The sequence below is a fragment of the Rhizobium sp. B21/90 genome, assembly GCF_019355815.1.
Lineage (GTDB): Bacteria > Pseudomonadota > Alphaproteobacteria > Rhizobiales > Rhizobiaceae > Rhizobium > Rhizobium rhododendri.
Window position 1 is genome coordinate 3,027,071 of the sequence record NZ_CP072162.1, and the last position, 21,103, is coordinate 3,048,173.

Genomic DNA, 21,103 nt, shown 5'->3' on the forward strand with positions numbered 1-21,103 from the left:
GACATGAGAGTGGCATCTCACCTTTCAGCCCAGACCAGCGGCGTCGATCTGAGGGGCGTCTCCAAGAGCTTCGGCGCGGTCGACGTCATCCATGACATCGACCTTTCCATTGCGGCCGGCGAATTCGTCGTGTTCGTGGGGCCGTCCGGATGTGGAAAGTCGACGCTTCTGCGGCTGATTGCCGGACTGGAGGAGACAAGCCGGGGCGAAATCCTCATCGGCGGACGCGACGTCACGGATGCCGATCCCTCGGATCGCGGCATTGCCATGGTATTCCAGTCCTATGCGCTCTATCCGCACATGACCGTCGCCCAGAACATGGGCTTTGGCTTGCGCATGGCGCATCGGCCGAAGAAGGAAGTCGCCGACATGGTGCAGGCGGCGGCCGAAATTCTGCATTTGTCTCCTTTGCTCGATCGCCGTCCTGGACAGCTCTCCGGCGGTCAGCGCCAACGCGTTGCTATCGGTCGAGCCATCGTGCGCGATCCCAAGGTCTTTCTGTTCGACGAACCGCTCTCCAACCTCGATGCCGAATTGCGGGTGGGCATGCGCATCGAGATCGCACGGCTGCACAAGCAACTCGGCAACACGATGATCTACGTCACACACGACCAGACCGAAGCCATGACGCTGGCAGACAAGATCGTCGTTCTCAGAGCTGGCCGTATCGAACAAATCGGTTCCCCGTTCGACCTCTACAACGATCCCGACAACCTGTTCGTTGCCGGCTTTATCGGCAGCCCCAAGATGAACATCCTGCCGGCGAGCTGCGAGGCCGGCTCGCTCCTGATCGGCGGCCAGCGCCTGCCGTTCGCGACACCTGCTAGCCTCCCCGCAAACGGTGAACTGCAGTTCGGCATAAGACCAGAGCATCTGCGGTTAAGCCGCGGCGCCGAGCCGGGCCTCAGTCTCACCGTCGACTTTACGGAATTCCTGGGTGGTGCGACTTATCTTTACGGGCAGGTTCAGCCGGGCGTGTCCCTGGTCGTCCAAGGCGGTCGGGGGCCGGCGCCCAAGGTCGGGCAGTCGATTACAGTGACGTTCGATCCATCGGATGCGCGCTTGTTCGATGCCAACGGCAGACGGGTCCGTAGCGACGGCTGAGTGAGCTGCGGTTATGGAGATCAGATGCACCGGAGTGCCTGCGGCAATTCAGAGAGCTTTCATGCCCATAAGCGGAAATTGTTGGGCATGCCGCTCGGCTCGTTTGCCTTGATGACATTTCAACCAGGAGAGGCCCGCTCAGACCTCTGATAGTCTGCTGTCTAGGCTCGCCGCTCTTGTCGGTAGGGGCATTGGGGCACCGTCCGCAAACTTTACATCGCAACGGTGAACGGGCGACGGAGTGTCCGCCGCCCTGTCCGTAGCTTACTTGTTCAGGTCCTGCGCCATCATCAGATGATGCTCCAATGCGGGGCGTGTCGTCGTCGCCCACGTCTTCAGGTCGGCATTGTCGCCGCCGTCGCCGTAGCGCTTGAAGAGGTCGACGGCGTCCTTGTGGGCCGCGACCTGGTCGGAATGGTACTGCTTGTTGAAGTCGTCGCCCTGTAGACCGTTGAGCTTGTCGATCATGCCCTGCTGCGATGACGTCATGGCGGTCGGGATTGCAGCCTTTACCTTGCCGGAATCGACCATCGCCTTCATCTCGGCCGAGGTCTTGGTGTGGTCGGCGATCATCTGCTGGGCGAAGGCCTTGGTGGCGGGATCGGCCTTTTCGACAGCCAACTTGCTCGCCGCGATCTCGAACATGTCGCTGGTGGCGGCCTCGGTAACAAAGTCTTCCGTCTTCGGAGCATTGCCCATCAGCGAATTGACGCCTGTGCTTTCGGCAGCCGATTGAGCGAAGGCCGAGGTAGAAACCATGAGAAGCGCTGCGGTGAGAATTATCTTGTTCATTTGTAGTCCTCCATTTGCCCTGGCTAACGTGCTTTTGGCTCAGGCGTTCCCGATTGGCCGGACGGCAAGTGCCTTACGACCCCTTTTGAGCGATACCGGACAGACGCGGAACCGATAGGACATCTTGAGGTTTGCCGTGCTCACATGCGCGCCACGAAAAATGTGATGCGCTTTCTGCCACCGAGGAACCACGCCGTTCCCAACCAGGCTATGGCGTTTCTCGTGATCGCATCGCCGTCCGAGCTTGGTATCCGGGGATCGCAGAAAGCGACCCACACCGCATCGGGCGTTCAATCTGTCGCCGCGACGGACTGCTGAATGCCTCCCAGGGTCGAGGGCTCTTCAGACAGGACCGCCGCTCCAAGAAACCGGGTTCGATTGCCTTTTGTGACGGCAGCGCCACTTCACTATCGTCGGCTGGTTGTAGTCCGCCGACATCGGGGAAATGATTTGTCAGACGTGAACATGTTGCCAGAGGACCGCGGGGATGGCTCGAAAGTCTCCGCCGTTCGCGCCGCGCCCAGATGGGCAATTATTGGTCTCTTCCTTTACGGCTCGGTGTTTACATTGAGCAGTGCAAAGGAATTCCTGGTGCCCATCGTACTGGCGTTTCTGCTCGCCATGGTCTTTGGGCCGATCAGACGATTCTTTGACCGGCGTGGCGTGTCTTCGACACTGACGTCGCTGGTGATCGTCGCCGTTCTGTTTTTCGGGTTTCTCGCCCTGATAGGCGCTCTGGCCATTCCCGTCAGCGGATGGATGGAGCGCGCGCCGCAGATCCAGAAGGATGTGCAAAGCAAGCTCAGTGGTCTCTCCAGCACCTTTTCAGGGATCATGGATGCCGCAACCCGCCTCGGAGAATTGACCCGCAGCCATTCGGCCGACGTCCAGCAGGTGGAGGTTCGCGACAGCAGCATGATCGCAAGCGCTGCTCTCTTTGCTCCCGCAGCGATGGCGCAGTTCATCTTTACGCTGATACTGCTTCTGTTCCTTCTGGCGTCAGGCGACATGTTCTACGAGAAGCTCGTGCATGTCATGCCGACGTTCAAGGACAAGAAGCGGGCGATGCGCATCGCACACGATATCGAGCGCAAGTTGTCTCGCTATCTGTTGACCATCACGATCATCAATGGCGGGCTCGGCGTTGCCGTTGCGCTGCTGCTCTGGGCTGTCGGCATGCCGAGCCCCATCATTTTCGGGGTGCTTGCGTTTCTTCTCAATTACGTCCCCTATCTCGGCGCGTTCGCCGGGATCCTTGTCGCAATGAGTGTCGCGCTGGTGTCATTCGACGTGCCCGGCTGGTCGCTCGCTGTCGGCGTCCTCTATCTCGGCTTGACGAGCATCGAAGGCCAGTTGATCACGCCCTACTTCATCGGAAGAAGTCTCCGGCTGAACACCGTGGTCGTCTTCATCGCCGTTTCCTTCTGGGCATGGCTGTGGTCGGCCGTGGGAATGCTTGTCGCTGTACCGTTGCTGGTGGCCGTGAATACCTTCTGCGAGCACATCGATGGCCTCAAAGGGCTGGGCGACTTTCTCTCCGAACGCCATTCCGAGAAGGAAGAAGCTCCGGCTGGATGATCGGCGTATGCGAGAGCTTCAGCTTCAGGGGTCGCACGCAACTCGCGCCCGGCCCTGCACTTGAACCGCATCGCTGTCAGGAGCGAAGATTTTCGCTGATCCACTCCTTGGCTGTCATCACATCGATGCCATTTTGCTCATTGAAGCTGTTGCGCTTCGGCCATGCCACGCCCTTGCCTTCGGCAAAGACCGCCCGGTATTTCCGGATGTGATTGTCGGGGTCCTGCGCAAGTTCAGATAGGAGATCCGGAACTGTCCATTCTGCCTTTGCAAACGGGCGCCCAAGCACCTTCTGGAGCGTGTCGGCAACCTCACCATAGGTCAGGGTGTCGCCGGCAAGATAGACGATTTCATTGCGGATCGTCGGCTGTGCAAAGACCACCTCTGCGGTCAAGGCACCGATATCGTCTGGAGTTGTCAGCGTAACCTCGGTATCCAGGCTGCCAAGTGCATTGACCACGTTCTTTTTAAGATCGACGACCCCGAAGACCGGTTCGAACAGGAAGCTGGTGAACATCCCGGTGGAAATCACCACCCAGTCGGTCTTGTCCTGGCCACGCAGGAGGTCACGCACATCGATCTGGGCGTCGAACAGGTCCTGAGGGCTGCCGCGACCGATCACGTCGAAATCGACGCCAAACTGCCATGGGAAATATCGCTTGAGATTGGCATCCAGCGCAGCTTTCGCAAGCTTCATTGGCGTGTTTCGACCCGCAGAGAAACCTGCGCAGCCGATCACCGTATCGAAACGAGCGAAGATTGCCGCCAATTCGCTGACTGAAGCAGCAAGAATGTCGCCGGTGACAATCTCGATCCCCAGTGCGCGGATTTCGGAGACGTCACGCTGTTTTACCGTGTCCGTCGATTCCACAGTTGCGGCCCGCAAGAGAACGCTGATCGTTGTGTCCGGACGATGCATGGCCTTGCGCGCCAGATTGCGTAGAACAGGCATGCCGAGTTCTCCGGCACCGATTACCAGGATCGACTGTGAGTTTGCAGTTCGAGAAGTGTTCATCTTGGAAATCCTTTGTCGTCACATCGTTCGTGTGAACGGGTAACTGGCATATTCCAGACAGGGTCGTAAGAAGGTACACGCGTGATACCGGAGGGCAGGACGATGACCAGAGACGAAATCCTCAGCTACTCCCAAGCCGTCTGCGACGGCCTTCGCGAGGATGAGGACGGGGTGAGGCGCGAGGTCCTCACCCATGCAGGCAACCGGTGGTCGCTGGGCGTCATCCACACCCTGGGTGTCTATGGCAGACTGCGCCATGCGGATATCGGGCGAAGAATGCATGGTGTGACCCAAAGGATGCTGACACGCACCCTCCGCCAACTCGAGAGAGATGGGCTGGTCGCGCGCTATGATCTCGTGGAGATGCCGCCCCGCGTGGAATACGAGCTTACCGAGCTGGGGATGGGGCTGCTGATCCGCATGATTCCCCTTTGGACATGGGTCGTCGAGAATTCGGACCAGTTTCGAAAGTCGCGTGACGAGTACGATTCCCGGCCGCAGGAGAAACCGTCGTGGCAGTCTTTCTGATGGGTTTGCAGGTTGCGTCGGGCAGGTTCGTTAGCATCCATGGTGGTCGGCGGCTTGCGCACAGCCCATACTTTCGGTGACCGCGAGAACCGACGCTGCTCGGCCGCACCTGGACTGATGGTGCGACCGAGACAGGCCAAAATTCACATAGACTTCAGCATTCCGCCATCGACGAAATAGGTCGAGCCGACGGAATAGCTCGCGCGGTCCGAGCACAGGAAAACGAAGATGTCGGCGGCTTCCTGCGGAGTGGCGAACCTTTTGATGGGCGCATGTTCGTTCGCCACCGAATCGAGGTAACCCTGCCAGTCGCCACCTTTATCGGCAGTCAGCTGCTTGGCGGTCTTGATCCAGTCCGGCGTCAGGACGAGGCCGGGGTTCACGCAGTTCACCCTTATGTTCTGCGGGATCAGCTCGGTGGAAAGAGTTTTCGAGAACATCATCAAGGCGGCCTTGGTGACATTGTAGATGGGCTCGTACCAAAGCGGTTGCACGGCGCATATGGACGCGTTGTGCAAAATAACGCCGCCGCCCTTTTCCCGCATTTGGGGCGCAAGACCCCTGGCAAGCCGGACCGCAGCCATGACATGCAGGTCGAAGTAGAATTGCCACTTTTCGTCATCGGCCTCCATGACCGTCTCGTTTGAGCCGGTGCCAGCATTGTTGATGAGGATATCCGCTCCCCCGGCTTCAGCAGCGGCGCGGATGACGCTGTTCGTTCCCTCGGCAGTCGCAACGTCGGCAGCGATGCCTGTCGCAGACACCCCGTATTTGGAAGCGATGCGGGCGGCCTCTGCCTCAACTCTTTCCTGGCCTCGTGCAGCCAGAATGACGTTGGCGCCCTCCGCGGCAAGTCCTTCCGCAATCGCCAGGCCAATTCCGACACTGCCTCCGGTGATGACAGCATTCTTCCCTTTGAGACCCAGTTCCATTCTTTCTCTCTCCCATTTTGACGTGTTTAGAATTGCCGCCGATGGCCGTCATGGCAAGTCGGAGGAATTGGTCGCTGGCAGAGTGCATAAAATTTGCCGGCAGCGGCAGGATAGCGCCGACGGATAGAAGCGTCTCGAAGTATCGAGCGATCTCGAAATTTCCGTGAAGCCACCTAGCGCAGAAGGCCATCGCGCCCAAACTCTTCCCAGCCGCTCAGTGGCGAACGGGCATCGTCACCGCCGTTTGCAGAATTAGTCGGCGTTTTTTCAGTCTTCAGCGAACGGGTGAGCTTTCTCTTCCAGGAAGCCTGCCGCCTTTTCTCGGCGGCAGCGATAACATCGTCTTCGCGCCACTCGTCCACCACGCTGCGGTTGAGCAGATCCTCGACAAACCTTGGATCGAAGACGTGGAACGTGATCTGTTTCGCCCGCCCGCGCAGTCTGACCGTGCGAATTCCGGCACTCTGCAGTCGCCCGTCCTTCAGCCACCGGTGCCTTTCCGTGGTCGTGATCGTCAGGATATCCTGAATCTCGCGCGGGATGACCGGAAGGCTTTCGATATCTGCGAGCGCCTCGGTGACAACAGCCGACACTGAGCGAAAAACGGTCTTCGAGGTTTCCGGCATTACCAGTCTCAGTATCGAGCCGTCGATATCCAGAGATTTCCGGATCGCCAAAGGCAGCCGCGCCCGGACTTCAAGAAGAATTCCCTTGGCGCGCACGGATGAGCCAAGTGTCGTCGCTGGGGACAGCGCCCACTCCTTGAGCAGTTCCGGGGCATCGGTCTTTTCGGTCCTTGGCATCCCGACGAAATGGGCGTCGCCATAATCGAAGTCAACACCGGTTGCCGTCTGCGTTGCTGGTATGTCGGAAAAGCGCCGGCCTCATCCGGGATAGCGCGACTTGCAAAGGCTCGGTGCCGATAGAGTCGAGATCTCCGTCGTGGAAAGCTTGTCACGCGCGAGCGCTGACGGCCTAATTCAGTGCGTAGGTCACGACGCGGTGCGGATGCTCGACCCTGAACCTCGACAGCATTTCCGACGCCTGCTGAGCTGCAAAGCCAGCATTCTCGACATCTTCACGAGCCCAGTCGTCGGCATTGACGCGAATCGCATCGGCCATTCCCTGCGAGACCGCAGCGAAATGCTTGTTGCCTTCCACCAGTGCTTCTTTGGCAACACCCTCGAGGGCAATGGCCAACCCGACAAGCAAATCCTCGCGCTCGTGAACGCTCAAAGTTTCGATCGCGGTGGTGGGCGTGCTCATCTTGAATTCCTTCAAACGTGCTGTGGATCGGTCAAATAGGCCTCCGATAGATCGTTATCTGGTGATGACACGACGTTGGGTCAACATTTCAGCTCCTGCATTCGTGCGCAATTTCGGGCGGCAGTTCACGCTGTGAAATGTTTGGTCACTTTAAATGAGTTTTGTTTTTCGCTTTATCAGGGCATCTGGGGGTGAAATCATCGAGACGCGTCGCGCTATGACGCATGATCAAGAGTGAAACTCATGGATAAGCCAATAGCTGTCAGTCGCCTGGCCAAGAATACGGTCTTCGGCAAAGGCGACGTTTTCGTGCTTTTCGGCGAATTGTTCGGTCGCGGTTATGCAACGGGCCTGCTTGACGAGGCACGTGCTGCTGGAATGGAGATTGTCGGTGTCACGGTTGGACGCCGCGATGAAAGCGGTCGCCTGCGCCCGCTCGATGCCGAAGAACTCTCAGCTGCCGAAGCTCGCCTGGGCGGCCGGATCATCAATATCCCGCTGATGGCAGGCTTCGATATGGATGCTCCCGCCGGCGGTCCGACACCCACCGATCTGCTTGGCGAGATGACGCTCGAGACCTGGCAGGACGAGAAACTCGACTGGGACTACGTGGCGCGCTGTCGCGCGACGGGGACAGCCCGGTTTACCAGTGCGCTTGCCCAGGTGATGGATGTGCTTGACGGCATGATCGCCGATGGCAAGAACGTATTTTTCGCCCATACGATGGCCGGAGGCATTCCGAAGGCCAAGGTCTTCCTCGTGCTGGCCAACCGCATCTACAAAGGGCGCGGAGCGCGCCACATGTCGTCGCAGACCCTGCTCGACAGCGATATGGGCAAGCTCATCCTGCAGAATTTCGACGAGGTGTCGGCCGACACTTTCGGACATCTCATCGAGTTCAGCTCCGCCATACGCGACAGGATCGAGAAATCGGGCGGCACGGTCAGGTACACCGCCTACGGCTATCATGGCTCCGCAGTGCTGATCGATGGCGAGTATCGCTGGCAGACTTACACCAACTACACCCAGGGCTACGCCAAGATGCGGCTTGAAAGCATCGCGACGCGCGCCTGGGAAGCCGGGATCAAAGCGACAGTCTACAACTGCCCCGAAATCCGGACGAATTCCTCGGATGTCTTCACGGGCATCGAACTGCCGCTCATTCCGCTGCTGCTGGCGCTCAAGCAGGAGGGCGGCGGTCAATGGGTCGACGACCAGTGGCAAGCCTGCGGACAGCTTCTCGCGGACGGGTTTACGATGGAAGATGTCTTCCGCAAGATCGCCGAAATGCAGGCGAACGACGTCATGCGCCCCTTCTACGACTTTTCGGCGTGGCCTATGGCAAACAGCCAGAAGCAGACCGATCTTGTCATCGGGGCGTCCAGCGAAATCACCCAGATGCACCGCGATGGGAAGGCGCTGATCAGCGACCGCCTGAGCACTCTAGTTGTGGAAGCCACCGGGAAACTGATATTCGGAGAGACCTCGCAGCCATCCGGCCCTGTTCTCTGGCTCAACCACGACATTGTCGCGCGCCAGCTTTTGGCTTCGCATTCTGACAGCCTGCAGGATCATCAAGACCTCGCAGCTTGAGGCATGCTCAAATCGCAATGGACCGGCGATGTTTTGACGCCGGCGATTGAAACGGTTGTCCCACCGCGGATAGCAGCAACGTAACCGTCAATGACAGCTCTCGTAATGCCGAAATTCCGGTCTGCTACGCGGACCGGAGAGTGAGGCGGGTGAGTTCCGCCGGCTTTCCCAAACGCAGGGCAAAACCCGGCCAAAGCCCCGTGCCGTTGTTCACATAGAGATGCATGCCTCCCACCTTGTAAAGGCCGGAAACGAACCCGTTATTGCCCCTCGCCACAAGGCTGGAAAGCCCGACGACCATTCCTCCATGGGTGTGGCCGGAAAGCTGAAGCGAGACCCCTGCCCTGGCAGCACTTGCCGCTTCCATCGGCTGATGATCGAGCAGGATAACCGGTGCCCCTTCGGGAGCACCAAGAATGGCCGCCGGCAAATCCGGCCCAACATTGCCCGAATGTTCGGCGGAGCGGTCGGTTACGCCTGCGATGACGATCTTCGCTCCGTCGCGCTCGATGACGACATGCTGGTTCAAAAGTGGCTGAAGTCCCAGCACCCGGTATTCGCGCATCCATTCCTTATAGTCGAAGAAGTACTCGTGGTTGCCGGGAATGGCCCAGACACCGTCCCGCGCCCGCAGTTTCGCGACCGGCTGGACATCGAGACGTCGGTGCTCGACATCGCCGTCGATAAGGTCCCCCGTCATCACAATCAGGTCCACATCGAGAGCGTTCGCCTTCGACACCACCGCTTCTGCCCAGCGCCCGGGAAACAGTCTGCTGATATGGAGATCGGTCAACTGCAGGAGGCGATATCCATCAAAGGCGGCGGGAAGACCGGATACCGGAATTTCGATATCCCTGAGTGCTGGAACGCAGATGGCTTGGCTCAAACCAAACATGGCAAGGCAAAGCGCAACAATCCCCATTCCGTATCTGAACTCAGGCCAAATGACTGGAAACGCACCCTTTATCGGCCAGAGGACAATCGAGACCAGGTCGAGGCCGATCTGGAATACCGCAAGCAGGACTGTGGCGCCAAAAAGCACGTTGAAAGCAATGATGATCGGCCTTGGAAACTCGGGCGAGAAAACCGATCCCGACGAAAGACGGCAGAACAGCAGGAATTGTGATGCAATCAGCAGAACGGCGGCAAGAAGCAATTTTATCGACCATGGCCATGGCAACGGTTCGATGAAGCGCACCACGACCAGAAGCCATGGCAGTCCGAGAATGATGTTGAACATGGATCAGAGGTTTTCCAGTGAAATAGATCGGGACGCGCAAGCCGCCTTTAGTTAGGAAACCAACCGATGGAAATCTATTTTTAAATGCGGTTCGGAAACGGTTCGACGCCCGGGCGGTAGAAATCATTGCTGATGTTCCCGCTACGAGCGCCTGTCCGGCTTTTTCCACTCAGAACCGCTGCGGCGCGGCGGGTTTGTTTCCGAAGATGGCCTCAATGCGCTCCAGGACATCGGTGGTGAGCTTGTCCTTATGGCTGAGCGCCGCAAGATTGTCCTCGAGCTGGCTCAGGCGGGATGCGCCCAGGATCACGGTCGAAACATTGCGGTTCGACAGGCACCACAGTAGCGACAGATGGGTGATGGAGATTCCGATTTCACCGGCAAGGTCGGCCAACTCGGAGACTTTCGAGAGCTGGGCGCGACCGTCTTCGCTCGACCATTTTTCCTTCAGCCACTCATAGCCCGGTAGGTTCATGCGCCCGTCGTCGGGAATGCCCTTGTTGTATTTCCCGGTCAAAACGCCGGAAGCCAGCGGCGACCAGATCGTCGTACCCAGTCCCATCAGATCGTAGAGGGGCAGATAGTCGGCTTCGACCTTCTGACGCTCGAACAGGTTATACTGCGGCTGCTCCATCGTCGGCGGCGTGATGCGCAGGTCGCGGGCCACGGCGTAGGCTTCCGTCAACTGTTGGGCCGACCATTCGGATGTCCCCCAATACAGGATTTTCCCCTGGGTGACGAGATCGTGCATGGCGCGAACCGTTTCCTCGATCGGGGTATCGATGTCCGGGCGGTGGCAGAAATACAGATCCAAATACTCCACCTGCAGTCGCTTCAGTGCGGCATGGGCAGCATCGGTGACATGCTTTCGCGAAAGACCCCGCTGCGTTGGCTTCTGGCCGCCCCAGAACACCTTGCTGGAAACGATGAAGCTGTCGCGGCTCCAGCCGAGTGTTTTGAGGGCCTCGCCCATGACGAGTTCGGACTTGCCGCTCTCGTAACCTTCGGCGTTGTCGAAGAAATTGACCCCGCTGTCGTAGGCGTGCGCCATCAGGCTGACGGCATCGCTGCCATCGACCTGCTTGCCGAACGTGACCCACGATCCAAACGAGAACTCGCTGACCTTCAACCCTGATTTTCCGAGACGGCGGTATTCCATGGCGTAGCTCCTCCTACGGTGCGCATGAGGGCAACATAGCGTAAGGCTTTTCGAAAGACAGTCCGGGGCGGCGACTATAGCGCTGACGGCAAGCGGGACCAGCAGGGTATGGATGAAAACCGGAGCAATCCTGCACTCACCGGTTCAACGGTATCCAGCCGCCTGAAGCTCGAAGAGTTGCGCATACCGCCCGCCTTGCTGGAGCAACTCGGTGTGGGTTCCACTCTCCAGAATACTGCCGTTTTCGAGGACGAGGATGCGATCCGCCATCCGGACAGTCGAGAAGCGATGCGAAATGAGGACCGCCGTCGTCTTTTCGGCCAGGCTCTTGAACCGGGAAAAGACCTCCGCCTCCGATTTGGCATCCAAGGCCGCCGTCGGCTCGTCGAGGATCACCAGCTCGGCATTCCGCATATAGGCTCGCGCGATAGCGAGCTTCTGCCATTCGCCACCGGAGAGATCGCGCCCCTTGTTGAACAGACGGCCGAGCGGCTGTTCGTATTTGAGCGGCAACTTGCTGATGACAGCGTCGGCAAGGCTCAGTTCGGCGGCGCCCTCGATCCTCTCCATGTCGGTCCGCGCCTCGATGCGTCCGACACCGATGTTGTCTGCCGCCGTGAAGCTGTAGCGCGTGAAATCCTGGAAGATGACCCCGACATGGGCATGGATCTCCGCGATGTCCATTTCCCGAAGATCTACGCCATCGACGGTGATCCGACCTTCGTCGGGATCGTAGAGGCGCGTCAGCAGTTTGACGATCGTCGTCTTGCCAGCTCCGTTCTCGCCGACCAGCGCCAAGGTCTCGCCGGCACGTAATATGAAGCTGAGGCCCCGCACGGCCCATATGTCGGTATCCGGATATCGAAACCCGACGTCGTCGAACACGATGCCATCGCGTATCGGCTGCGGAAATGGCTTTGGATCAACGGGCGAACTTATCGTCGGCTTGATTTCAAAAAACGAGAAGAGATCGTCGAGATACAGCGATTGCCCGGCAATCTGCGTGAACCCGAGGAGTATCTTCTGGAAGAGCCCGTTGAGGCGCAGGAACGCTCCGGCAAGAAATGCGAGGTCACCGATCGAAAATACACCGACGATGGTCTGCCAGACGATGTAGGCGTAGGCACCGTAGTAGGTCAGGGTGCTGATCGCGGCGAGCAGCGATCCCCAGATCGCCCGGTGAATCGACAGCGTTCGTGTTTCTGCAAATATCGTCTCGGACAGCGATTTGAAGCGGTCGACGAGGTACGTCCCGAGGCCGAAGAGCTTCATCTCCTTCGCGGTGCCGGCGCTGGCACCGATGAAACGAATGTATTCGAGCTGCCGACGCTCCGGTGTCCGGCCGCGCGTGAGGTCGTAAGACCTGATGTTGAAGCGCGTTTCTCCCCAGACGGCCGGAACGAAGGATAGCGCCAGCAGCAGAATGAGCCACGGTGCATAGGCCAGCAGCCCGGCGGCCAGCGTGGCGACGGTAATCATGTCCTGGGCCTGCCCGAACATCTGCGGCAACAGCGCATTGCGACCGGCCGCCTGGCGTCGGGCGCGCTCGAGCCTATCCTGATATTCCGGGCTTTCGAAGTGACGCAGGTCCAGCTTTGCAGCATGCTGCATCAGCTCGACGCTCACCGTATTGGAATGACGCTCGCCGAGGATAGAATCGACCAGCGTCGTTGCCCGCGTCAGCAGGTCGAGAGCGAAAACAAGTGCGAATTCCAGCGCCAGCAACGGAAGAATGACGTTCAGTCGCCCGCTGGCCCACCACTCAGAGAGACTTGATGAGGCGGAATGGGTTGCGGCCAGGCGCACCACTTCGTCGATGATGAGCTTGCCGACATAGAGGGCGAGGACCGGCTGGAGGGCGCGCACGAGCCTCAGGCACATGCTGGCAAGCGTCAGCCATCGACTCGTTCTCCAGATTTGGGCGACAAGCCGCGCAAGAAGCCGCAGATTGCCCAGCTTGTCGCGGAGGCTGCTGCCGGATGGCTGCGGTCCGCCAGCGGGGCCGGCGGGTTCAGACGCTTTCGAACCGGCAGCTTCGCCAGGACGAGACGTCACCTTTGACGGCGCCCTCAAGAGCGTTCGATCGTTTTCGCCGCGGCATCCAGCGCGCTGGCGATAATTTCAGCCGAATGGTCTTCCAGCGGACCGCGAAGCCGAAGTCGCAGAGCCAGCTTGACGTTTTCCATGGCTCGAATGATCGCCGCAGGGACAGGCACGACGCCATCGCCACGCACAGTCCCGACGCGCGCGACGAGCTCGTCTGCGGACGCCCTGTTGGCGATGAGAAATGCCTCGCCTTCGGAGGTGATGCGGTATCGCTTCCGGCCAGGCTGGTCGATGTCGATGGTAGCGTAGCCCATGTCCTCAAGCCATGCGAGGGTCGGATATATTACGCCCGGGCTCGGCGAATAGCTGCCGCCCATGCGCTCCTCGATAGCTTTCATGAGGTCATAGCCATGCGAGGGATTGTCGGCAATCATCGTGAGAAGGAGAAGGCGCAGCTCCCCATAGTCGAAAGGACGTTTGCCCTCCCTGCCCCTGAGATGTTGGTGATGCTTGCCGTGGTGTCCGTGCTGGCGACCGCCGTCGTGAGATTTGTTGTCCATGTTCCCGATATAGATCTCGATATATCGGGATTCAAGATTAGACCTCCGTCGGCCGGGACGTGATTTCTCCGGTGATTGTCGGCTTGGCCCGTGCGGTGCCCTGCGCTGTCGCTTATCAAGAATTTCGCGAAGCGGGACACACCTTGTTGCCTTACATGGCACGGCCTTCGAACGAGGCCAGTTGCAGCATGACGAGGGTGTTGGTGCTCTGCGTCTGGAGCGCCTCGCCATCTTCTTCCTGCCTGATGGAGCCGTAGCTGGCGTTTCCGCCTTCGGCGTATTGGGTCTGAGCGGCCTGCCTGCCGGACACAAAATTCCGGTCGGATTTGTGCGGGCCGCCTGTCTCAGTGTGGGGGTTGGACATGATGTGCTCCGAGAATTGCTTTTGGCTAGTAACGGGCTTGGCTTCTGATCGTTCCGTCATTCGCGGCAATCAGCAGCGATTTGCTCCGCCGGTGCCGTGGGGCGTGCTCTGCGATTGCGGCCATTCGGGCTTCAGGCCACTTCCGCTTTCTGGTTTGGAAAAACAACCCAAATTTGGTCGCTACTGCCACTCAACATTGTGTCGATTTTTCGCCGAATTTACCGCAAGCTGATCACGAGCAAAGCCGTGGTCGCCTCTTTGCCTCGCTAATAATACGCCGACCGCGCCCCAAGGATTTTCCCATGAACAAATTACTTCTCGTCGCCTCCGCCATGGCTCTCGGCTTCCCGCTTCTTGCACAGGCGGAAACGCTGAAATTTCCGAGCGATGCACCGATTGCGTCCGTCACCATTCCCCATAGCTGGGCGCCGAAAGAAACCGAGACCGGCATCGATGCGACCTCGGACGATTCTGCAGTCTACTTCTCGATCGACGTCGCTGACGAGAAATCCTCCGACAAGGTCGTCAGCGATGCGATCGATTTCCTGACGAAAAGCGGCGTCAAGATCGATCCTGCAACCCAGAAGGACGAGGGAGACAACACCATCAACGGCATGAAAATGTCGACGCTCGGCTGGCAGGGCACCGACAATGATGGTGCCGTCGATGTGGAACTCGCCTTCCTGTCGCCTGTTCCCGGCAAGCTGCTTGTCGTCACCTACTGGGGATCTAAGGATTCCGGCAGCAAGCACGACAAGGAACTGACGTCGATCCTTTCGTCGCTGGTCGCCGTCAAATAGCACCAAACCGATAGAACTTGCCCCCGGGACAGCGCAATGGCGTTGCCTCGGGGCTGGCGACCGGGATACCCCTCACCCGCAGCGGCGCGCACGCCGGTTGCGAGCGGCCAGACGTGCATCTGGCGCAACACTCCCATCAAATTCGTGACAAGGCCGCTAATGATAATTTGCTTTTATCGACTTTGGCGGTAAAGCCGTGGGTGGGACAGACGGGAACGGCGCGGGACAGCGGCTTTTCCGGCAGTCAATGCGCGAGAACGAGCTCAAGGACGATACGATGAACATCCGCATGTTTTCTGCGGCGGGGCTGATGATGGCCCTCGCCGGATGCACGACCGTTTCGAACGTTGCCACCATTCCGATGATGAAGGCCAATCCCGTTCAGGACTATTGGTCTGGCAGATCTGCCGGCAAGTTCTTTGCCGCCTACGGCCCTCCGATCTCCGACCATGACGACGGCGGCGGCCGGGTCTACAACTGGCGCGGCGGCTACAAGAAGGTCCGCGTCGAGACCAAGACTGCCGATGGAACGCCGGGCAAGCCAGCCCGCACCGTCAATCTCAGCTGCAAGGCTGACATAACCACCTCGTCGGACTACGTTATCCGCTCGATCCGCATCGTTGGCGACATGCCCGGCGTGAACGGCCCATCCTATTGCGCCGAACTGCTCATCCCGACACCTCCTCCCGCCGCCAGCTAGGACGCTGCCGACAGGATGGACATGGCGCAGGCGGCTCCGGGCCGCCTGTTTGCATTTTCGGGCTTTGCGGGGCGGCACCCAGCGTGCCGGCTTGAACAACCCTGGCGCGATGCCCACCTCCGTGCCTGAACGCCATCCGGCAAGCCTATCGTCCCACCCCAGAACCATCAGAGTACGCCCATGACATCGATCGAACTTGGCCTTGATACTTTCGGCGACGTCACTTCGTCTGCCGACGGCGTGCCGCTCACCCATGCGCAGGTGCTGCGCAATGTCGTCGAAGAGGCGGTGCTGGCCGACACCCTGGGCATTGACTTCATCGGCATCGGCGAGCATCACCGCGCGGACTTTGCCGTGTCCGCGCCCGAAATCCTGCTGGCTGCTGCGGCCATGCGCACGACCCGTATCCGGCTCGGCTCGGCTGTCACCGTGCTTTCCTCCGACGACCCGATCCGGGTGTTCCAGCGCTTCTCGTCTATCAACGCACTCTCGAACGGGCGCGCGGAGGTCATTCTCGGGCGCGGTTCGTTTACCGAGTCGTTCCCGCTCTTCGGCTTCGCGCTGCGCGATTACGAAACGCTTTTCGAGGAAAAGCTAGAGATTTTCGCGGCCCTGGTCTCGCAGAAGTCGGTCAGCTGGAAGGGCACCATCCGCCCGCCACTGACCAACCAGCAGGTCTTTCCGCCGATCGAGACGGGGTCGTTGCGGACATGGATCGGTGTCGGGGGAAGCCCTGAGTCTGTCGTGCGCGCGGCACGCCACAACCTTCCCCTGATGCTGGCGATCATTGGCGGCGACCCGAAACGTTTCGTGCCTTATGTCGACCTCTCGAAGCGGGCCTATGACCAGCTGAAGCTGCCGATGCAAGCGATCGGCGTGCACTCGCCGGGCTATGTCGCCGACACGGACGAGCAGGCGCGGGCCGAATTCTGGCCGGACTACAAGCGCATGCGCGACCAGATCGGTGCGGAACGAGGCTGGCCGCCGATGGAGGCATCGGAGTTCCGCCAGGAAATCGACCACGGCTCGCTCTATGTCGGCTCGCCGGAGACTGTGGCGCGCAAGATCGCTGCAACGATCAAGGCGCTCGATGTCGGCCGCTTCGACCTCAAATATAGCGCGGGCCCGCTTCCCCACGAAAAGCTGATGCGCTGCATCGAACTCTACGGGACCAAGGTTGCACCGATGGTCCGCGATCTGCTCGCCTGACGGTGATGCCGCAGGGCAGAGATTTGCCCTGCATTGCCGCTGAGTTTACATGGCTGCAGCGACCAGGCTCGTCAAAGCCTTGCGTCCGGTGCGATAGACGAGGCTAGGCGCATCCATCGCCCTGCCGAGGAGACCCGGCTCCCTATCCTGCAAACTGACCTGTTCCACCAGTGCGTCGCCGTCGTCCGGGAACGCGGCGGGCACCTTCGGCGCGGCGACGTGGCCGACGATCAGCGGATCCTTCGTTTCGCAGCCCGGCAGGCAACTCTCGAAGCTGACGGTACCGGCGCTTGCGACGACCGCCTCCCTCACCGCCCGCTTGGCGGGCACGGGCGCATGCCGGGGAGCCGGATCAGCCGCTGCTACGACGCGCAAGGTGGGGATCGGAATATTGGCGACCACGGGCGCTGCTGCCGGACTGGCGTCGATCGCCGCCTGCGCCACGGAGGCACCGGGGTTTTCCGCGATTCCGGGAAGCACCATCGCAACTCTCGGCGCATTGTTCATCGATGCGGCGGCCAGCTCTTCCGAACCGTTGCGGTGGGTCACATAGATGACGGCCGCCAGGGCGCCGCACATGACAAGCGAAAATCCTGCCCGCGCGACGATGTCGCTGCCGGCCCTGTACCAGGTCTGCTGCTGCGAAGTCATGATTCTCTCCGTGGCTGTTTCAGTTGCCCTATAGAGACCCTGAATTGCGGCAGGGGTTTTGTCGGAAAGAGTCCTTTCGCGGGCAGTTTATGTAACTATGTTCGCCACATATTTTTGATTGCGTCCGGAAGCAGGCAAGGCTGGCGGATCTTTTCGATCCCGGGCCGCTGCCTATATGGGTCCATCACAGACTTTCGATACAAAGGATTGGCCAGATGAGACCTCGCGTTATTTGCCTCATGCTCACATCGCCGGATGGCAGCTTGCATCCGAGCCGTTGGACGACAAGCCCGGATGGGAGCCGCTCCGACTGGTCGGCGTTGTATGAGAAGGTGCACAAGGCACACGATGCCAATGCCTGGATGGTCGGGCGCGTGACGATGGCCGAGATTTCCAAGGCCGGCGCCCATCCACCGGCGGCACCATTCGATGTCAGGCGGCCGCATCACTTTGCCAACACAGCCGCCACGAGTTTCGCGATTGCGCTCGACCGCTCGGGCAAACTGCATTTTTCAAGCGACGCGCTCTATGGCGACCATGTCGTCGTGCTGCTGGGACGCGACGTGCCCGACAGCCATCTGGCCGAACTGACTGCCGACGGCGTCTCCTATGTCGTGTCGGAAACGCCGGAAATGGACATCGGCGCGATGCTCGACCTCATCGGCCGCGAACTCGGCATCACCCGTATTCTGCTGGAAGGCGGTGCCGCCGTGAACGGCTCGCTGATCGCCGCCGGACTGGTGGACGAACTCAGTTTCGTCGTTGCGCCGGCTCTCGAGGCACGCGATGGCAGCGACCGCATCATCGCCTACGGCGAGGAAGGCCTGACGGGGAAAGCCGAGCTCTCGCTGATCTCCTGCGAACCCCTCGGCCACGGCGCATTGCATCTGCGCTATGCGGTGAAACAGCCGCAGTGAGGACGGCTGGTCTCCAGCCGGTGACCTCGCATTGCTGACATCACCGCAAAGCGGCCTCTCAGAACCGGCCCATCCTCCGGATCACGAGGGACGGCGCGGAGGGGCTGGCACGTCGGGTACGATTTCTGTGGGCCACGTTCTGATCTCGTGGACCTGGCCGGGGATCTGGTCCCGCAGATAGGTCTCCTGGCCCGGCAAGCCCATCGGATAAAGCGCATCGCGACTGGCCTCATAGGCTGCTGCTTTGGCCGTGCAGAGGCGGATACGCATGTCCTCCGGTGCGATATCGGTGCGATTTTGGACATCGTCGACGGGTCCTGACGGAGACAGCCGGCCCTCGAAGGCCTGCGTCAGATAAAGCGCCGCCCGTTCGTTGCGCTCCCGCTCCGTCGTGGCGCCGAGAAGAACCACCATCACGCGCCGCCCGTTCCGCGTGGCCAGCCCGACATAGTTTCGACCGGAAGCACAGAGGAAGCCGGTCTTCATGCCGATCGTGCCATTGAAGCTGGTCAGCAACGCATTGTTGGACTTGATCTCCTTGCCGTCGATCGTCACAGCCGTCGCTGCGAAGAAGCGCCGATACTCGGGAAACATCTGGTCGATCTCCATTCCGAGGATCGCAAGATCGCGTGCGGTCGTATAGTTTTTCCGGTCGAACAGGCCGTTGGGACTGGAAAAGTGGGTGCCGGTCATTTTGAGGCGCACGGCCTCCGCGTTCATGCGCTGGACGAACGACGCCTCATCGGGCGCCACCGCTTCGGAAAGGGCGACGGCGACATCGTTGGCCGATGCCGTGAGCGCCGCAAACAGCGCGTCCTCGAGCGTCATCGTTCGCCCAAGGGTCAGGCCGGATTCGAGAAAAGCCTGCTTCGTGGCATTGCGCGTCATGACCACAGGTGTCGTAAGGCTGACCTGACCGGCACGCAGGGCTTCGAAAACAACCAGCGCCGTCATCAGCTTGGTGGTAGAGGCCGGATACCATGGCGCGCCTGCGTCCTCCTGGTACAGGACCTGGCGTGTTGCCGTATCGACGACCAGCACCGGCGTGGCACTGGCCGGCGCACTTGCGAAAAGGCAAGCAACCAACACCCAGGCCGTCCACCGCCTTGCCGCCAACAGCGCTCCGATCATAAACCCGCCTCCTGCACAAAGATCTCCTCATGCCATGACGAGCGATGCGGACACAAGAGTTTGGTGACGACCGAGGGCATGGCGATGGGGGCCAGATGAAGTCTGGACTGGCCTCGCCGCATCCCCCGGAACGGCGAAAGCAGGAAATTCCGATGCGGCAATAACATCGGCAAAACGATTGCAGACATTGCCTTCTATAGCTATGATAAACATCATCTATTTATCGGCAGAGAAAGCGGCAAAATGGTTTCGCTTGCAAGCATGGAACCGTTGCTTCCTGACAGCAACCGGGAACTGGAGGACCTGGCAATCGAGCTGACCTCGGCAGCCAGTCGTTTTGCCGCGCGACTGCATCCGGTTTTGCGCGCATCGGTTGGCGATTTGGTTCGCTCGATGAACTGCTACTATTCGAACCTCATCGAGGGACATAACACGCTACCAATCGATATTGATCGTGCGATGGCCGGCGAGTATGCGGCGGAGACTGAAAAAAGAAACCTGCAGCTCGAAGCACGCGCGCACATAGAGGTCCAGCAGCTCATCGACCACGGTGACATGCCGTTCCCGGTCCTGTCCGTGGCGGGAATCTGCTGGCTTCACGGCGAATTCTGCCGGCGCCTGCCGGAAGAATTGCTGATCGTCGCAAATCCTGACACCGGCGAGGAAATCAGAATGGTCCCCGGTGAGCTTCGGACGCGGCATGTCAGGGTTGGCGACCATATTGCGCCGGAACCCGCGATGATCGCGTCATTGCTTCATCGTTTTGTCGAAACCTATTCCATGAATATGCTTTCCAAGCTTCAGAAGATCATCGGCGTCGGAGCATCCCATCATCGCCTCGCATGGATTCATCCCTTCTTCGACGGCAACGGTCGCGTCACCCGCTTGTTTTCACATGCGCTGCTGCGGGACCTCGGGATAGGCTCGGAACTCTGGTCCGTGTCGCGCGGCCTTGCACGAAACGTTGATGACTACAAACGCCTGCTGGCGCGGGCGGATCAGCCACGCCGCGGCGACCTCGATGGTCGAGGTAACCTTACACAGGCAGGCCTGACCGATTTCACCACGTTCTTCCTCTCGTGCTGCGTCGATCAGGTGACCTTCATGGAGGGATTGCTTCAGCCCGAAGAGTTACTGAACCGGATCGAAGTCTGGTGTGCCGAGGAAGTGCAGATTCAGCGCCTGCCCAAGGGTAGTTGGCCGCTGCTGCGCGAAGCGGTGCTGGCAGGAGAATTTTCCCGATCCCAGGCGCAGGCGCTCACCGGCTACCAGGAGAGACAAGCGCGTACGGTTCTGACCGGCCTGCTTGAACGGGGCGTGCTGGTATCCGATAGCCCCAAGGGCAAAGTCCGCCTCGGCTTCCCACTCGATGTCATCGAGCGATGGCTTCCAAGTCTCTACCCTGCCGTTCGTTAGTGTTACGCTAGAATGGGTCTCAAGTTGCTGGCTGGGGCGCCTGGAACATAATCCAACTTTCATTAATAGATTGTTTTGCCTCAAGCAATTGTCTTTATTGAC

Annotated in this window: 21 protein-coding genes; 9 read left to right on the top strand and 12 right to left on the bottom strand. The window is 59.8% G+C overall.

All coding sequences use genetic code 11. From position 1 onward, the window contains the following. Positions 1-9: 9 nt before the first annotated feature. Positions 10-1,104 carry an ABC transporter ATP-binding protein gene (locus J5278_RS14635; protein ID WP_307877458.1) on the top strand — a complete coding sequence of 365 codons (1,095 nt, stop codon included), beginning with the start codon at positions 10-12 and terminating at the stop codon, positions 1,102-1,104. 264 nt (positions 1,105-1,368) lie between these two features. On the opposite strand, the gene J5278_RS14640 is transcribed toward J5278_RS14635, so the two are convergent. Continuing rightward, positions 1,369-1,896, bottom strand: a complete 528-nt coding sequence (locus J5278_RS14640; protein WP_209183130.1) for a DUF4142 domain-containing protein — start codon at positions 1,894-1,896, stop codon at positions 1,369-1,371. Positions 1,897-2,487: 591 nt separating this feature from the next. Between J5278_RS14640 and J5278_RS14645 the strand changes: the two genes are divergently transcribed. Further along, complete coding sequence (locus tag J5278_RS14645; protein WP_257623370.1) at positions 2,488-3,474, top strand: AI-2E family transporter; 987 nt, start codon at positions 2,488-2,490, stop codon at positions 3,472-3,474. 76 nt (positions 3,475-3,550) lie between these two features. Here the strand turns inward: J5278_RS14645 and J5278_RS14650 are convergent, their stop codons facing one another. Then, entirely contained in the window at positions 3,551-4,489 is a 939-nt protein-coding gene (locus tag J5278_RS14650; RefSeq protein WP_209183129.1) for an aromatic alcohol reductase, read from the bottom strand. A 102-nt stretch (positions 4,490-4,591) separates the two neighbouring features. Between J5278_RS14650 and J5278_RS14655 the strand changes: the two genes are divergently transcribed. Then, positions 4,592-5,017: a helix-turn-helix domain-containing protein gene (locus J5278_RS14655; protein WP_209183128.1), complete on the top strand. Its 426-nt coding sequence runs from the start codon at positions 4,592-4,594 to the stop codon at positions 5,015-5,017. 143 nt (positions 5,018-5,160) lie between these two features. On the opposite strand, the gene J5278_RS14660 is transcribed toward J5278_RS14655, so the two are convergent. The 3 genes from J5278_RS14660 to J5278_RS14670 all read right to left on the bottom strand — a co-directional run bounded on the left by J5278_RS14660 (position 5,161) and on the right by J5278_RS14670 (position 7,215). Beyond that, complete coding sequence (locus tag J5278_RS14660) at positions 5,161-5,949, bottom strand: SDR family NAD(P)-dependent oxidoreductase (RefSeq protein ID WP_209187353.1); 789 nt, start codon at positions 5,947-5,949, stop codon at positions 5,161-5,163. Between the two features lie 173 nt (positions 5,950-6,122). Further along, positions 6,123-6,752 (bottom strand): hypothetical protein, encoded by a 630-nt coding sequence (locus J5278_RS14665; protein ID WP_209183126.1) that lies wholly within the window; start codon positions 6,750-6,752, stop codon positions 6,123-6,125. A gap of 172 nt (positions 6,753-6,924) precedes the next feature. Continuing rightward, positions 6,925-7,215, bottom strand: coding sequence for a hypothetical protein (locus J5278_RS14670; protein WP_209183125.1), 291 nt, complete (start codon positions 7,213-7,215; stop codon positions 6,925-6,927). Between the two features lie 243 nt (positions 7,216-7,458). On the opposite strand from J5278_RS14670, the gene J5278_RS14675 reads away from it, so the two are divergent. Beyond that, positions 7,459-8,808 (top strand): hypothetical protein, encoded by a 1,350-nt coding sequence (locus J5278_RS14675; protein WP_209183124.1) that lies wholly within the window; start codon positions 7,459-7,461, stop codon positions 8,806-8,808. Between the two features lie 124 nt (positions 8,809-8,932). Here J5278_RS14675 and J5278_RS14680 read toward each other — a convergent pair whose 3' ends face one another. From J5278_RS14680 to J5278_RS14700, 5 genes are all read right to left on the bottom strand, one after another. After that, complete coding sequence (locus J5278_RS14680; RefSeq protein WP_209183123.1) at positions 8,933-10,048, bottom strand: metallophosphoesterase; 1,116 nt, start codon at positions 10,046-10,048, stop codon at positions 8,933-8,935. Positions 10,049-10,217: 169 nt separating this feature from the next. Then, positions 10,218-11,207, bottom strand: a complete 990-nt coding sequence (locus tag J5278_RS14685) for an aldo/keto reductase (protein ID WP_209183122.1) — start codon at positions 11,205-11,207, stop codon at positions 10,218-10,220. Between the two features lie 144 nt (positions 11,208-11,351). Then, positions 11,352-13,262 carry an ABC transporter ATP-binding protein gene (locus J5278_RS14690; protein ID WP_257623371.1) on the bottom strand — a complete coding sequence of 637 codons (1,911 nt, stop codon included), beginning with the start codon at positions 13,260-13,262 and terminating at the stop codon, positions 11,352-11,354. Between the two features lie 14 nt (positions 13,263-13,276). Continuing rightward, positions 13,277-13,813 carry a PadR family transcriptional regulator gene (locus tag J5278_RS14695; RefSeq protein WP_209183121.1) on the bottom strand — a complete coding sequence of 179 codons (537 nt, stop codon included), beginning with the start codon at positions 13,811-13,813 and terminating at the stop codon, positions 13,277-13,279. A 151-nt stretch (positions 13,814-13,964) separates the two neighbouring features. Beyond that, positions 13,965-14,177: a hypothetical protein gene (locus J5278_RS14700; RefSeq protein WP_209183120.1), complete on the bottom strand. Its 213-nt coding sequence runs from the start codon at positions 14,175-14,177 to the stop codon at positions 13,965-13,967. A gap of 302 nt (positions 14,178-14,479) precedes the next feature. On the opposite strand from J5278_RS14700, the gene J5278_RS14705 reads away from it, so the two are divergent. The 3 genes from J5278_RS14705 to J5278_RS14715 all read left to right on the top strand — a co-directional run bounded on the left by J5278_RS14705 (position 14,480) and on the right by J5278_RS14715 (position 16,886). Then, positions 14,480-14,977: a histidine kinase gene (locus J5278_RS14705; RefSeq protein ID WP_209183119.1), complete on the top strand. Its 498-nt coding sequence runs from the start codon at positions 14,480-14,482 to the stop codon at positions 14,975-14,977. A gap of 196 nt (positions 14,978-15,173) precedes the next feature. Next, a complete protein-coding gene (locus tag J5278_RS14710) occupies positions 15,174-15,677 on the top strand; it encodes a hypothetical protein (protein ID WP_307877459.1) in 504 nt (167 codons plus the stop codon). 180 nt (positions 15,678-15,857) lie between these two features. Further along, complete coding sequence (locus J5278_RS14715; protein ID WP_209183118.1) at positions 15,858-16,886, top strand: LLM class flavin-dependent oxidoreductase; 1,029 nt, start codon at positions 15,858-15,860, stop codon at positions 16,884-16,886. A 45-nt stretch (positions 16,887-16,931) separates the two neighbouring features. Here J5278_RS14715 and J5278_RS14720 read toward each other — a convergent pair whose 3' ends face one another. Beyond that, positions 16,932-17,537 (bottom strand): hypothetical protein, encoded by a 606-nt coding sequence (locus J5278_RS14720; RefSeq protein WP_209183117.1) that lies wholly within the window; start codon positions 17,535-17,537, stop codon positions 16,932-16,934. A 215-nt stretch (positions 17,538-17,752) separates the two neighbouring features. Here J5278_RS14720 and J5278_RS14725 point away from each other — a divergent pair, with 215 nt between their 5' ends. Next, on the top strand, positions 17,753-18,454 hold the full coding sequence (locus tag J5278_RS14725; RefSeq protein WP_209183116.1) for a RibD family protein: 702 nt from the start codon (positions 17,753-17,755) through the stop codon (positions 18,452-18,454). A gap of 81 nt (positions 18,455-18,535) precedes the next feature. Here J5278_RS14725 and J5278_RS30950 read toward each other — a convergent pair whose 3' ends face one another. Beyond that, a complete protein-coding gene (locus J5278_RS30950; protein WP_247749007.1) occupies positions 18,536-19,585 on the bottom strand; it encodes a D-alanyl-D-alanine carboxypeptidase family protein in 1,050 nt (349 codons plus the stop codon). 243 nt (positions 19,586-19,828) lie between these two features. On the opposite strand from J5278_RS30950, the gene J5278_RS14735 reads away from it, so the two are divergent. Further along, positions 19,829-21,001 (top strand): Fic family protein, encoded by a 1,173-nt coding sequence (locus J5278_RS14735; protein ID WP_209183115.1) that lies wholly within the window; start codon positions 19,829-19,831, stop codon positions 20,999-21,001. Positions 21,002-21,103: the final 102 nt, after the last annotated feature.